General features: G+C 65.1%; 10 protein-coding genes. 7 read left to right on the top strand and 3 right to left on the bottom strand.

Annotated features, from left to right (window positions below; translation table 11 throughout):
• The first annotated feature begins 82 nt into the window (after positions 1–82).
• The 3 genes from Q0176_RS03930 to galU all read left to right on the top strand — a co-directional run bounded on the left by Q0176_RS03930 (position 83) and on the right by galU (position 3,656).
• Complete coding sequence (locus tag Q0176_RS03930; protein ID WP_299299441.1) at positions 83–1,324, top strand: CdaR family protein; 1,242 nt, start codon at positions 83–85, stop codon at positions 1,322–1,324.
• A gap of 4 nt (positions 1,325–1,328) precedes the next feature.
• Positions 1,329–2,678 carry a phosphoglucosamine mutase gene (glmM, locus tag Q0176_RS03925; RefSeq protein ID WP_299299439.1) on the top strand — a complete coding sequence of 450 codons (1,350 nt, stop codon included), beginning with the start codon at positions 1,329–1,331 and terminating at the stop codon, positions 2,676–2,678.
• Positions 2,679–2,801: 123 nt separating this feature from the next.
• Complete coding sequence (gene galU, locus Q0176_RS03920) at positions 2,802–3,656, top strand: UTP--glucose-1-phosphate uridylyltransferase GalU (protein ID WP_299299437.1); 855 nt, start codon at positions 2,802–2,804, stop codon at positions 3,654–3,656.
• A gap of 114 nt (positions 3,657–3,770) precedes the next feature.
• Here galU and Q0176_RS03915 read toward each other — a convergent pair whose 3' ends face one another.
• On the bottom strand, positions 3,771–5,870 hold the full coding sequence (locus tag Q0176_RS03915; protein WP_299299435.1) for a CDC48 family AAA ATPase: 2,100 nt from the start codon (positions 5,868–5,870) through the stop codon (positions 3,771–3,773).
• A gap of 112 nt (positions 5,871–5,982) precedes the next feature.
• Positions 5,983–6,672 (bottom strand): polysaccharide deacetylase family protein, encoded by a 690-nt coding sequence (locus Q0176_RS03910; RefSeq protein WP_299299433.1) that lies wholly within the window; start codon positions 6,670–6,672, stop codon positions 5,983–5,985.
• Between the two features lie 292 nt (positions 6,673–6,964).
• Here Q0176_RS03910 and Q0176_RS03905 point away from each other — a divergent pair, with 292 nt between their 5' ends.
• The 4 genes from Q0176_RS03905 (at position 6,965) to Q0176_RS03890 (ending at position 11,534) form a co-directional block, all read left to right on the top strand.
• Entirely contained in the window at positions 6,965–7,531 is a 567-nt protein-coding gene (locus tag Q0176_RS03905) for an HDIG domain-containing metalloprotein (protein ID WP_299299431.1), read from the top strand.
• Between the two features lie 325 nt (positions 7,532–7,856).
• Entirely contained in the window at positions 7,857–8,501 is a 645-nt protein-coding gene (locus Q0176_RS03900) for a response regulator transcription factor (protein ID WP_299299429.1), read from the top strand.
• A 12-nt stretch (positions 8,502–8,513) separates the two neighbouring features.
• Positions 8,514–9,917 carry a sensor histidine kinase gene (locus Q0176_RS03895; protein ID WP_299299427.1) on the top strand — a complete coding sequence of 468 codons (1,404 nt, stop codon included), beginning with the start codon at positions 8,514–8,516 and terminating at the stop codon, positions 9,915–9,917.
• A gap of 15 nt (positions 9,918–9,932) precedes the next feature.
• On the top strand, positions 9,933–11,534 hold the full coding sequence (locus tag Q0176_RS03890; protein ID WP_299299425.1) for an MBL fold metallo-hydrolase: 1,602 nt from the start codon (positions 9,933–9,935) through the stop codon (positions 11,532–11,534).
• 65 nt (positions 11,535–11,599) lie between these two features.
• Here the strand turns inward: Q0176_RS03890 and Q0176_RS11205 are convergent, their stop codons facing one another.
• Complete coding sequence (locus tag Q0176_RS11205; RefSeq protein ID WP_366797132.1) at positions 11,600–11,899, bottom strand: transposase; 300 nt, start codon at positions 11,897–11,899, stop codon at positions 11,600–11,602.
• Between the last annotated feature and the right edge of the window lie 181 nt (positions 11,900–12,080).

Raw genomic sequence — 12,080 nt, 5'->3', positions numbered from 1 at the left:
AACGTGGGGAAGATCGGTTGGGGAAATATCCGGCCCCGTCCCGGAGCCTTTGCCCGCGTCCTGGAAGAAGGGTGCCTGAGCCATGATCTCATCGAAGAACATTGACGAAATCCTCACCTCTCCGTGGTGTCTGTGGGCCATCTCCGTGGCGGCGGCCCTGCTGATGTGGTTTTACGTCACGGAATCGGACGGCGGGGGGTACGTGACGCGGCAGTTCTCGTGCCCGATCGAGTACCGCTCGCTCGACCCTCAGGCGACGCTCCGCAACAAGGTGTCCGAGGTCAATATCGAGGTCCGGGGCCTGGAGGAGGTCATGGCCCGCTTGGACTACGACTCCATCTCCTGCGTCGTGGACCTCAGGGACCTGTCGCCGGGAAAGAAGTATACGCAGGAGGTCAAGGTCAATCTCCCCCCCCGCGTATCCCTGGTCTCCTCCACCCCCTCGCAGGTCGTCGTGGACCTGCTGCGTCAGGTCGTGCGCCTCATGACCGTCGAGGTCGCCCTGCCTCAGGACATCCCGGACGGCCAGTATCTGGAGGGCGTCGAGATCGTCCCGAAGGAGGTGGCCGTCCGCGGCGGCGAGAAGGACATCTCCAAGATAGGCGCGGTCCAGGTTCAGCCGACCGTCCAGGAACTTCAGTCCGGCAAGGAGCTGTTTTTGCCCGTCAAACTCTCCCAGTCGGAGCCCTTCGAGGACGAGGTGAACCTGGAGCCCACGCAGGTCAGGATGAAGGGGGCGCTGGTCCGGGGGCTTCCCAAGAAAAAGGTCCCCGTCAACGTCCGGCTGACCGGCAAGCCGTCCTCGGACTTCGAGGTCAAGGCCGTCGTGACGGAGCCCTCGGAGGTTCAGGTCGAGGGGACCGCCGCGCGGCTGGCCCGGATCTCGGCGGTGGACACCGAGACGGTGGACATATCCTGGATCTCGGCCGATCAGCACCTGGTCGTCCCCCTGAAGGCCCCCGACGTGAGGGGGGTCTCGGTCGTCGACCTGAAATCGGTGCGCCTGTCGGTGCAGCTGGAGCCGGTCAGGGCCACCACGCAGTTCCCCAACGTCCCCGTGACCCTCAGGCAGGGGGAGGCGGCGGCGGGCTGGGCGATCACGCCCCCGTCCGTCGTCGTGACGGTCGAAGGTACGCCCTCCAGGATGGCGGATATTCATCCCGGCGACGTGGGGCTTCAGGCTTACGTCGACGTATCCAGCATCTTTGTGGACTCCGCGGCTCTGCCCGTCAGGACGGAGATCGCCTCGAAGGATTTGAAGGTCGTAAAAATCGAACCTCCCACCGTGACCGTAACGGCGGTGGAGGGTTCGGCGGGACGGTGAGCTGATGAAAAACAAGAGGGTTCTGTTTGGGACGGATGGGGTTCGGGACGTTGCGAACCGCGGAGGAATGACGCCGGAGATGGCCTTGCGCCTGGGGAGGGTGTTCATCCTGTTCCTCGCGGAGCGGGGCGTGCCGCGCCCGCGCATCGTCCTGGGACGGGACACGCGGCGCTCCGGCATGATGCTGGAGGGGGCGCTCTCGGCGGGGATGACCTCCGCCGGGGCCGAGGTCCTCTCCGCGGGGATCATCCCGACCCCGGGGGTCAGCTACGCCGTGCAGCATCTGGCGGCGGACGGGGGCGCGGTGATCAGCGCCTCGCACAACCCGGCCGAGTACAACGGCATCAAGTTTCTGGACCGTAACGGGTGCAAGCTTTCCGACGGGTCGGAGCTGGCCATCGAGGAATATCTCGGGGACAACCTCACGGACGACTGGCGGCCGACCGGGGCCTCGATCGGCGAGATCCGCCAGATGCCGCACCTGGTGCACAGCTACGTGGAGCACCTGGCGTCCCTGCTGCCGCACGCGGAAGCCATCCCCATGAAGATCGCCTTCGACTGCGCGCACGGCGCCGCGGGAGCGGTGATGCCCGCGCTGCTCGAGCGGATCGGGAGCAGGTGGCCCCTCATCGGAGCCGATCCCGATGGGCTCAACATCAACGAGGGCGTTGGGGTCATCCACATGCGCCACTTGGGCAATTACGTCACGGAATACGCCTGCGACATGGGGTTCGCCTTCGACGGCGACGCGGACAGGGCCCTGATGACGGACTCCGGGGGGCGTCTGATCGACGGGGATATCGCCATCTGGGTGCTGGCCCGCTGGCTCTCCAAAAAGGAGATGCTGGGAAGCGGCGTCGTCGTCACGGTGATGAGCAACATGGCCCTCGAGGAGCATCTGGGGCGGGAGGGGATCAAGGTCTTTCGCTGTCCCGTCGGGGACCGCTATGTGCTGGAGGCCATGAGACGCAGCCGGGCCCGACTGGGGGGGGAGCAGTCCGGCCATATCATCGCGGATGCCTTTACGCGGACGGGGGACGGGCTCTGTACCGCGCTCCTCCTGTTGAACGCCCTGAAGGACCTGGGCGAGGATGTGGACACCCTGGTCGACCGCTTCGGTCGTTATCCCCAGAAACTGTCCAACCTGACCCTGGCCCCCGGATGCAGGCTGGATATGGAGCGCGTGGGGGAGATCGCCGAGGAGGTCCAGCAGGAGATGTGCGGCCGGGGGCGTGTGCTCGTGAGGCCGTCGGGGACGGAGCCGCTCCTGAGGATACTGGTCGAGGCCAGGGATGAGCCCCTCGTCGACGAGGTCTCCGAACGGCTCATCGCGCGCCTGAAGGCGTATTGCTGAGGAACGGGGCCCGGGAGGAACGGCCCGGCCTCGGCCGAGCACGAATTTTTAACACGAAAGAGAGAATCGATCTGCATGGGAACTCAGGAGATGCATGAAGTGTGCGGGAGGGAGAAGGCGAAGGTGACGAAGTGTCTTTTCCCCGTCGCGGGGTTGGGGACCCGTTTCCTTCCCGTGACCAAGGAAATAGCCAAGGAGATGCTGCCGTTGGTGAATCGGCCCATCATCTCCTATGGCGTCGAGGAGGCCCTGGCCTCGGGTTGTTCCGACATCATCATGATCACGGGACGGGCCAAGCGGTCGATCGAGGACTACTTCGACCGTTCCTTCGAGCTGGAGCAGCTGCTCAAGGCCCGGGGCAAGGACGAGCTCCACGACATGGTGGTGGGGATCTCGAACCTCGCCGAGATCCTTTATGTCCGGCAGAGGGAGCCTCTCGGGCTGGGGCATGCCGTGCTGTGCGGGGAGCCCTTCTGCCGCGGGGAGTACTTCGGCGTCGTGCTGCCGGACGACGTCTTCGTCGGGGACGTCCCGGTCATGTCTCAGCTGATCGACGTCCACGACAGGCTGGGGGGGACGGTGGTCGCGCTGGAGCGCGTGCCCCGCGGGGACGTGTCCCGCTACGGCATCGTCAGGTCGGAGGTGGTCGAGGGGGGGATCCACCGCATCCTCGACATGGTGGAGAAGCCCTCCGTGGACGAGGCGCCCGGCGAGTACGCCATCATGGGACGCTACGTCCTCTCGCCGTCCGTGTTCCCCCTGCTGGCGGAGGGACGCCTGGGGGCGGGCGGCGAGATCCAGCTGACCGACGCGCTGCGCCGGCTTACGGAGACGGAGCCGGTCTGGGGTGTCGTCTATCAGGGCCGCCGGTTCGACTGCGGAACCCAGAAGGGCTGGCTTGCCGCCAACGTCCAGCTGGCCCTCGAGGATCCGGATCTGCGGAAGGTCGTCCTGGACGTCGTGAAGGCTTCCCAATGAACGCTCCCGGCGAGGGAGATCCCGGCCCGGCTTTGGCGGGCCGGGATCGGCGATGAGACGAACGGCGGAGGCCTCCTGTTTGGGGACCTCCGCCGTTTTGCTCGAAGCGGTCTCTCAGCGCTTGCGCTTCTGCAGTTCTCCGAGCGCGGCGTCGAAATGGGCCCGCTCCAGGCAGAGAGAGCTCCCCTCCCTCTTCAGATGCGCCTTGAGGGCCTCGGTCGTCGCCTTGCGGCAGACGAAGGCGATGTCCGCGCCGCTCGCTCCCTCGGTGAGGGCCGCGAGGTTCTTGACGTCGACGTCCGGGGCCAGGGGTTTTTGGCGCAGCTCGATGCGGAAGATCGACTCCCGGGCCGCCGCGTCGGGCAGGGGGAGCTCCAGCACCAGGTCGAAGCGCCCCGCGACCAGCAGGGCGGGGTCCACCAGGTCCAGCCGGTTCGTCGTCGCCAGGACGACGACGCCCTGGAGGTCCTCGATCCCGCTCATCTCCGACATGAACTGCCCGATCACCCGCTCGGTGAAGGCCGATCCCCCGGCCTCGCGGCCGCGGATGGGGATCAGGGACTCGATCTCGTCGAAGTAGAGGATGGAGGGGGCAGCCTGGCGTGCCGTCCTGAAGACCTCCCGGATCGCCCGCTCCGACTCGCCCACGTAGCGGGACATCAGGGAGGGCCCCTTGACCGAGATGAAGTTGACCCCGCTCTCCTTGGCCAGGGCCTTGGCCAGGAGCGTCTTTCCCGTGCCGGAGGGGCCGTGGAGCATGATGCCCCGCGTCGGCTGGACCGAGTAGCGCTCGAAAACTTCCGCGTGCCGGAGGGGCCAGCTCACGGCCTGGATGAGCTCCTCCTTCACGTTCTCCAGCCCGCCGATATCCTCCCAGGACACGTCGGGGATCTCCACGAAGACCTCCCGGATCGCCGAGGGGTCTATCTCCATCAGGGCCGCCATGAAATGGCTCATCCGCACCTCGAGGGAGGCGACCTTCTCGTAGGGGATATCCTGCGTATGGAGGTTGACGTAGGGGAGGATGTCCCGGACGCAGGCCATCGCGGCCTCCTTGGCCAGCGCCTCGAGGTCCGCGCCGACGAACCCGTGGGAGAGGTCGGCCACGCGCTTGAGATCGACGTCCTCCGCGAGCGGCATGCCGCGCGTGTGGATCTGGAGGATCTCGAGCCGTCCCTTGCGGTCGGGGATCGGCACGGAGATCTCGCGGTCGAAGCGCCCCGGGCGGCGCAGGGCCGGGTCCAGGGAGTTGGGGATGTTCGTGGCCCCGATGACGACGATCTGCCCGCGCGACTCGAGGCCGTCCATCAGCGCCAGCAGCTGAGCCACGACCCGGCGCTCCACCTGCTTCTCGCCCCCCATGTCCTCGCGCTTCGGGGCGATGGCGTCGATCTCGTCGATGAAGATGATGGAGGGGGAGCGGCTCTGGGCCTCCTCGAAGATGTTGCGCAGGCGCTCCTCGCTCTCCCCGTAGAATTTCCCGATGATCTCGGGGCCGGAGATGTGGGTGAACCATGCGTCGGTCTCGTTCGCCACGGCCCGGGCGATGACGGTCTTGCCCGTGCCGGGCGGGCCGTAGAGGAGCACCCCCTTGGGCGGCTGGATCCCGAGCCGTTCGAACACCTGAGGAAATCGCAGGGGCAGCTCGATCATCTCGCGCACCCTGCGGATCTGGAACCCCAGCCCGCCGATGTCCTCGTAGGAGATTTTGCGGGGCTGGGCGACCTTTGCGGGTTTGAGTCGGTTCAGGTACGTGGACTTGCTCACGACTACCGTGCCCCCGGGGGTCGTCTCGGAGACCAGAAAGTCGCAGATTCGGGTCCCGAAGAGGTTCAGGCGGACGCGGTCCCCTGCCGTCAGGGGCTGCCCCTCCAGCAGGGACAGGATGTAGGCCGAGTCCCCCTCCTTGTCCGTCAGGGCCCTCGCGGAGAGGGGCTGCAGGGTGATGCTTCCGGCGAAGTGGTGTGTCGCCGGCCTCACGTTTACGGTATCCTCCAGCGACACGAGGGCGTTCTCGCGCGTCAGTCCGTCGATCTGCAGCACGTGCTCCGCGCAGTCCTCCTCGCATGCCCGCACCCGGGCCGCCGTGACCTTCTTTCCCACAATTTCGATGATCTGCCCCTCCGACAGGCCCAGTACGTCCATGTCCGCGGGATTCATGCGGGCGATGCCCTTCAGGGCGTCGCCGGGACGCGCCTCCTTCACCGTAAACACGTCTCGATTGCTCCTTCCTGTCCTTCCTTCCATCCGAGGAAAAGTGCCGTGCGTCAGATCGATGCGTATCGAAGTGTATCGAAAGGGGAACGTCGACCGAATCGGCGCTTCCCTAAATGGCCCCGCAGTTCCAGAGGTCCTGAACGCTTACGAAACGATAGCCGCGTTCTCCGAGCCCGCGCAGGATCTCGGGCAGCGCTTCTGCGGTCGCGGGGACCCCCGAGTGCATCAGGACGATGGCGCCGGGGGAGGCCTTGCGCAGGACGAAGGCCGCGATCTCACCAGCCGATTTTCCCGTGTAGTCGGCGCTGTTGATGTTCCAGAGCCCCAGGCGCATATCCATGCGCCGCATGGCGTTGAGGATCTTCAGGTTGTAGGAGCCGCCGGGCGGCCGCATGAAGCGGGGTTTCCTGATCCCGAGCCCCTCGATGACCTCGTTGCACCGCTCCGTCTCCCTCATGATCTTCTCCACCCAGAGGGTGTAGAGCTTCGGGTGCGTGAAGCTGTGGTTCTCCAGGTCGTGACCGGCCTCTTGGAGCGCCAGGGTGATGCCTGCATAACGGTCGGCGAACTTGCCCACCAAAAAGAACGTCCCGTGGACGCCGAACGGCGCCATGGCGGCCATCAGCTCCTGCATTCCGTGTTCCCGCGGCCCGTCGTCGAAGGTCAGGGCGATCTCCCGGACGAAGGGATCCCCGGAGGCAATGCCCCATCGGGCCCTTTCGGCGTTGAGGGGGCCCCATTCGAGGCAAAGAAACAGTGCGATGCCAGCCAGCAGGGCGGGGCGTCGCGATCGGTTCAAACGGCATCAGTCCTTTCAGGGCATTTCTCGTCTGCTTTTCCCGACGCGTCGGCCCGGCGTTCGGAGATCTCTTTCGATCCTCCGTCGGGAAAATCCCTCATACGGGGCCGGACCGAAATACTATAATACACCTTGATGCCCCAAGCCGTTCCTCCGGTGCGGAAAAAGGGCGGCAAAGGAGGGACGCGCGGGGCCGTGCGCTGCGGCGGGGTCGGAGAGGACGCCGCTATGGCCGTCCTGCGCTTTGCTTGGGTTTGGAAATCATGATTTTGACGAGTTGGGGGAGGACACCATGAGACCTGATCGAGAGACTGCGCTCCGTATTCTAAGGAAACACAACAAGGACGAGACGCACGTTCGTCACGCGCTGGCCGTCGAGGGGACCATGCGCCACTTCGCGCGCAGGGCCGGCGCCGACGAGGACCTCTGGGGCGTCGTCGGCATTCTGCACGATATCGACTGGGAGATGACGTCCGACGCCCCGGAACGCCACTGCCACCTGGCGCCGGAGCTGCTCCGCGAGGAGGGGATCGACGAGGACATCATCCACGCGGTCCAATCCCATGGCTATGGCATCTGCACGGACGTCGAGCCCGCCAACGACATGGAGCGGACCCTCTTCACCATCGACGAGCTCACGGGCCTGATCATCACGGCCGGGCTGGTGCGCCCCTCGCGCTCCCTCTCCGACCTGGAGCTCAAATCCGTCAAGAAAAAATGGAAGGACAAGGCGTTTGCGCGCGGGGTCAATCGGGAGATCATCAGCGCCGGAGCCGAACGGATGGGGCTGCCCCTCGACACGGTGATCGAGGAGACGATCCTGGCGCTGAGGCCCATCGAGAAGGACGTTGGGCTCTGATTCCAAATGATACGTCGTTGTTTTTGCTCGCCTTGCTTGATGTACCTCTTTGTACGCCCGGTGAAGAACCCGATGAACCCCCTGAGCTCGAAAACGCAAATCAGAGATTTGCTATCTCGCTCATAAGCGACCAACTCGGCTCGTACTTCGCCGGTTGTCTGCTTATCCACTGGGGCCTGCAAAAGCCGCCTGGTCTACAAATGGTTTTGAAATGGAATCGGCGGGGGCGTCCTTCCGTAGCTTTGCCCTTGCCCGGGGCGGCGGGGGCGGGTAGTCTGTAAAAACTTTACGACAGATATCAATTATGACGAAGGGGACGATGTCGATGGCAGTCAGGATCGTTTTGGCGGACGACCACCCTCTGACGAGGGCGGGCATTGCGGAGTTTTTGCGGCGGGAGAACTCGCTCGATCTCGTCGGGGAGGCGGAGGATGGGGTGAAGGCCTGGGAGATGATCCGGGAGCTCAAGCCCGACGTGGCCCTGCTGGACATCAGGATGCCGGGCATGGACGGCGTCTCGGTTGCGCAGAAGGTCAAGGCCGAGGGGCTTTCCACGGCCACCATCATGCTGACCTCCTACGATGCGCAGCAGTACGTCATGGCCTCGCTGCGCGCAGGGGCGCGGGGGTTCGTCCTCAAGACCGTCAGCCCGAAGGAGCTCACCGCGGCGATCGCGACGGTCTCCAAGGGAGGGCTTTACCTGGATCCCGAGGTCGCCTCGGTCATGGGGGAGCGGGACTTCGACCCGGAGCAGCTCTCCGCGCGGGAGCGTGAGGTCCTCCTGCTGGCGGCCAAGGGGCTCTCCAGCAAGGAGGTCGCGAGCCGTCTCTTCATCAGCGAGCGCACGGTCCAGACCCACCTGGCCTCCATCTACGACAAGCTGGGCTCTAAGAACAAGACGGAGGCCCTGCTGCTGGCCCTCAAGTACGGGGTCGTCACCCTGGAGGAGCTCCTGGAGGACGAGAAGTAGGGGACACGCCTCATGCTGAAGCGGGTCCGCAAAACCGTTTTCAACTCGCTGAGGCCGAAGAACCACTTTTTGGCCTTTCTGTTGTGCGCCCTGATCCTGCCCTCCGTGGCCGTCATCCTGCTGGCGGCCTTCGCCCTGGTCAGTCAGGAGAGGGCGATGGAGGCGGCCGTGCGGTCCTACGTTCAGGACCTGGCCGAGAGCACGGCCTATCGGCTGGGGTCGAACGTCCGGCTCTGGGAATTTCCGCTGGAGTACCTGGGGGACGCGGCTCGGTACAACATCTTCTCCTGGGGGCCGTCCATCCCGGGCTGGGTGGCGCACATCGGCGCCGACGGAAAGATCATCACGGCCTCGCCTGGCGCCATGAATATCGCGGCCATCTGGCACGACAACCTCCCGATCGGGACGGCGACCCGGGTGGAGGACAAGCAGGGGGCCCAGTATACCCTGGCGATCTACCCGGTCAGCCGGGGCCAGGGGTACGTCGTCGCCGCGGTCTCCTGGGACCAGCTTCTGGGGGGGCTCGTCACGGCGGGGCGCCTGTGGCCGGTCCTGATCGTGCTGATGACCTTGGGCAGTTTCTGGGCCATCCGCCTGCTCTGGAGCCGCCTCGTCTCCCCCCTTCAGGCTCTCGTCGCCGAGATCGACGACCTCCGGGTCGGGAAGGACATTCCCAATCGCCTGGGGCCGGGGTCGGTCAAGGAGATCGAGAGCGTCCACAGCGCCCTGATGCGCTTCGCTCAGGCGGCCGTGGAGCGCGACAAGCTGCGCAACCGCTACGTGCGCGACATCGTCCGGGTTCAGGAGAAGGAACGGATGGACATGGCGCGGGAGATCCACGACGGGCCCTTGCAGGATATCACGGCGCTGCTGCAGCAGATTCACATGTCCCTCGAGGAGGAGGCCCCCCAGACGCGCATCAAGAAGACGGAGCTTCTCGCCAAGTCCGTCGTCCGGGAGCTGCGTGGGCTCTGTGACGAGCTGGCGCCGCCGTGGATGGATCTGGGGTTGTCTCAGGCCCTGACCGAGCTGGCGGAGAGGCTCTCGCAGAACTACGACATCCGGGTCGCCGCGGACATCGACGAGGGCATAGACCTGGAGCCGGAGCAGACCTTGGCCTTTGTCCGCATCTTTCAGGAGGCGGTCTCCAACGCGGTCCGGCACGGAAATGCCACGGAGGTCCAGGCCCAGGTCTGCGAAAAGGATGGAAGGATCATCCTGGACATTCAGGACAACGGCAGCGGTTTCGATGCCGAGGTGGACCATGAGGTCCTGAGGCTCGAGGGGCATCGGGGGCTCGCCAACATGACGGAGCGGATGTCCCTCATGGGGGGGCGTCTGGAGGTCCGTTCGAGGCCTGGCGAGGGGACTCGCGTCCTGTGTCTCCTGCCGAAGGGCGCCGTTTCGCCGGCATAGGGGGAATACAATACGATGAGGATACGTTTCTGGGGCGCTGCGGGCGAGGTTACGGGGTCCTGTTACGAGGTGGAGTGCGGGGATCGTCGCTTTCTCGTGGACTGCGGCGTCCACCAGGGGGCGAACGAGGACGAGCGGAACCGGGAGCCCTTTCCGTTCCCCGTCGAGGGGCTGGACGCGGTATTTCTGACCCACGCCCACATGGACCACTCCGGGCGCATCCCGTATCTCGTCCGAAAGGGGTTCGCGGGGCCCGTCTGGACGACGCCCGCCACGGCCCGTCTGGTGGAGATACTCTGGAACGACTCCGTCCGTCTGATGAAGGAGGAGGCGGAGTGGCGGACCCGCAAGGCCGTCCGCCGGGGGCTGCCGCCGGTCGTTCCTCTCTACGACGAGAAGGACGTCGATAAGGCCCTGAAGCTCCTGAGGCCGACGGATTGGGATACGGAGACCGCTGCCGTGGATGGCGTGTCCTTCTCCCTGCACGACGCGGGGCATATCCTGGGAAGCTCCTCCATCGCCTTCAAACTGAGCGAGGGGGACAGGGCGACGCGCCTCGTCTTCAGCGGCGACCTCGGGCAGCAGTTCCCCGCGGTGGACCGGGCCCCCTCGGCAATCCGGGAGGCGGACTATGTCCTCGTCGAGTCGACCTACGGCGACCACCTGCATAAGGACGACGCGGCGACGCGGGAGGAGTTCCGCAGCGTCATTTTGACGGCCCTGAAGGACCGGGGCAAGGTCCTGATCCCCAGTTTCGTCGTGGACCGGGCCCAGCGTCTCCTCTTCGAGCTCTCCCTGATGCAGATCGAGGGTCTGCTTCCCGAGATCCCGATTTTCTTCGACTCCCCCATGGGGGTCCGCGCCACGGAGCTCTACCGCATGTACGGCGACACGCTCTCTGGCGAGGTCCGGCGCCATGCTGCGGCGGGGGTGGACCTCTTCTCCCCGAGGGGGTTCAAGAACGTATCGACCCCGGAGGAGTCGCAGAAGATCAACGAAGTCCCCTTCGGCATCGTCATCGCCGGGAGCGGGATGTGCACGGGCGGACGCATCGTGCACCACCTGAAGCATGGGGCCTGGAATCCCAGGAACCACATCGTCTTCGTGGGCTATCAGGCTTACGGGACCCTGGGGAGGCGTATCGTCGACGGGGAGACCGAGCTTCGGATCGCGGGGGAGGACGTGATCGTCAAGGCTCAGGTGCACACGATCGGCGGGTTCTCCGCGCATGGGGATCGCGACGACCTCCTCGCGTGGGGGGGCCCCTACACGACGAACCCCCTGTTTTTCGTCACGCATGGGGAGCCGAAGGCCTCCCAGGCCCTTTCCGCCGCGCTGAGGGAACGGGGCATGAGGGGAATCGTCCCGGCCCTGGGGCAGGAATTCTCGATCGAGCCGGGCGCCTCCACTGCCACCATGGAAGCCGAAGCCAAGCCCGCCGCTGCTGTCAGGACCCCGCAGGCCGAGATCCCGGGCGTCCTGGACGACATCGAGCGGCTCCTGGAACGGCTGCGCCGGGACGAGGGCGCCCTGGCGGACACGGAGGAGTCCAGGCGCCTTCTCCTCTCCGCTCGAACGTCGCTCGAGTCCGCCCTGCGGGGGAAGACCGCTCCCTGATCCTCCCCGCGCCATCTTCTGCCCGATGCCGGGCGGCGGACAAAATCCTCTTCCTCGCTTTCCCTTCACGGCATTTGCGGGAGAGGATTTTGTTTATCCGCTTCAAGCCTCATGCGGAGAAGACGCTCATGTTGCAGGCGTTCAAAAACCTTGTCCCGAACGCCGGACTTGTACCATCGGTTCATGCGCATGCAGATAGTATGCCAGTTCCCAAACCTTTCCGGGAACCTCCTCCATTTACACCCATCTACCACAACATACAGAATGGCATTGAGCACTTTAAGGTTGTCGTCAGCGACATTGCTTCGATGGGCGGGGAGACAATCCGCCATACGCTCGTATTGTACCTGAGTGATCTCAATCATACGATTGTTTCGACGTATCTTGTCCTCATTGACGATAAACAGGGCATAAGTGATCGACATTGACAGACATAGTATGTAGTACCGCTTCTTTGGCACAACTTGCGTTACACGTTGATGAAGCCCCTGATAAGGCCCCTGGTGAAGCAACTAAGCGACCAACTCGGCTCGTACCTGGTGAGGA

Source organism: uncultured Fretibacterium sp. (assembly GCF_938040765.1).
Taxonomy (GTDB): Bacteria; Synergistota; Synergistia; order Synergistales; family Aminobacteriaceae; genus CAJPSE01.
The sequence above is the reverse complement of the archived record's forward strand: the minus strand, read 5'-3'. Positions and strand labels throughout refer to the sequence as shown.

Bases quoted from the DNA above. Each gene is read 5' to 3' on its own strand.
- Q0176_RS03890 (WP_299299425.1), top strand. From the start codon at position 9,933: ATGAGGATACGTTTCTGGGGCGCTGCGGGCGAGGTTACGGGGTCCTGT.
- Q0176_RS03895 (WP_299299427.1), top strand. From the start codon at position 8,514: ATGCTGAAGCGGGTCCGCAAAACCGTTTTCAACTCGCTGAGGCCGAAG.
- glmM (WP_299299439.1), top strand. From the start codon at position 1,329: ATGAAAAACAAGAGGGTTCTGTTTGGGACGGATGGGGTTCGGGACGTT.
- Q0176_RS11205 (WP_366797132.1), bottom strand. From the start codon at position 11,899: ATGATTGAGATCACTCAGGTACAATACGAGCGTATGGCGGATTGTCTC.
- Q0176_RS03930 (WP_299299441.1), top strand. From the start codon at position 83: ATGATCTCATCGAAGAACATTGACGAAATCCTCACCTCTCCGTGGTGT.
- Q0176_RS03900 (WP_299299429.1), top strand. From the start codon at position 7,857: ATGGCAGTCAGGATCGTTTTGGCGGACGACCACCCTCTGACGAGGGCG.
- Q0176_RS03905 (WP_299299431.1), top strand. From the start codon at position 6,965: ATGAGACCTGATCGAGAGACTGCGCTCCGTATTCTAAGGAAACACAAC.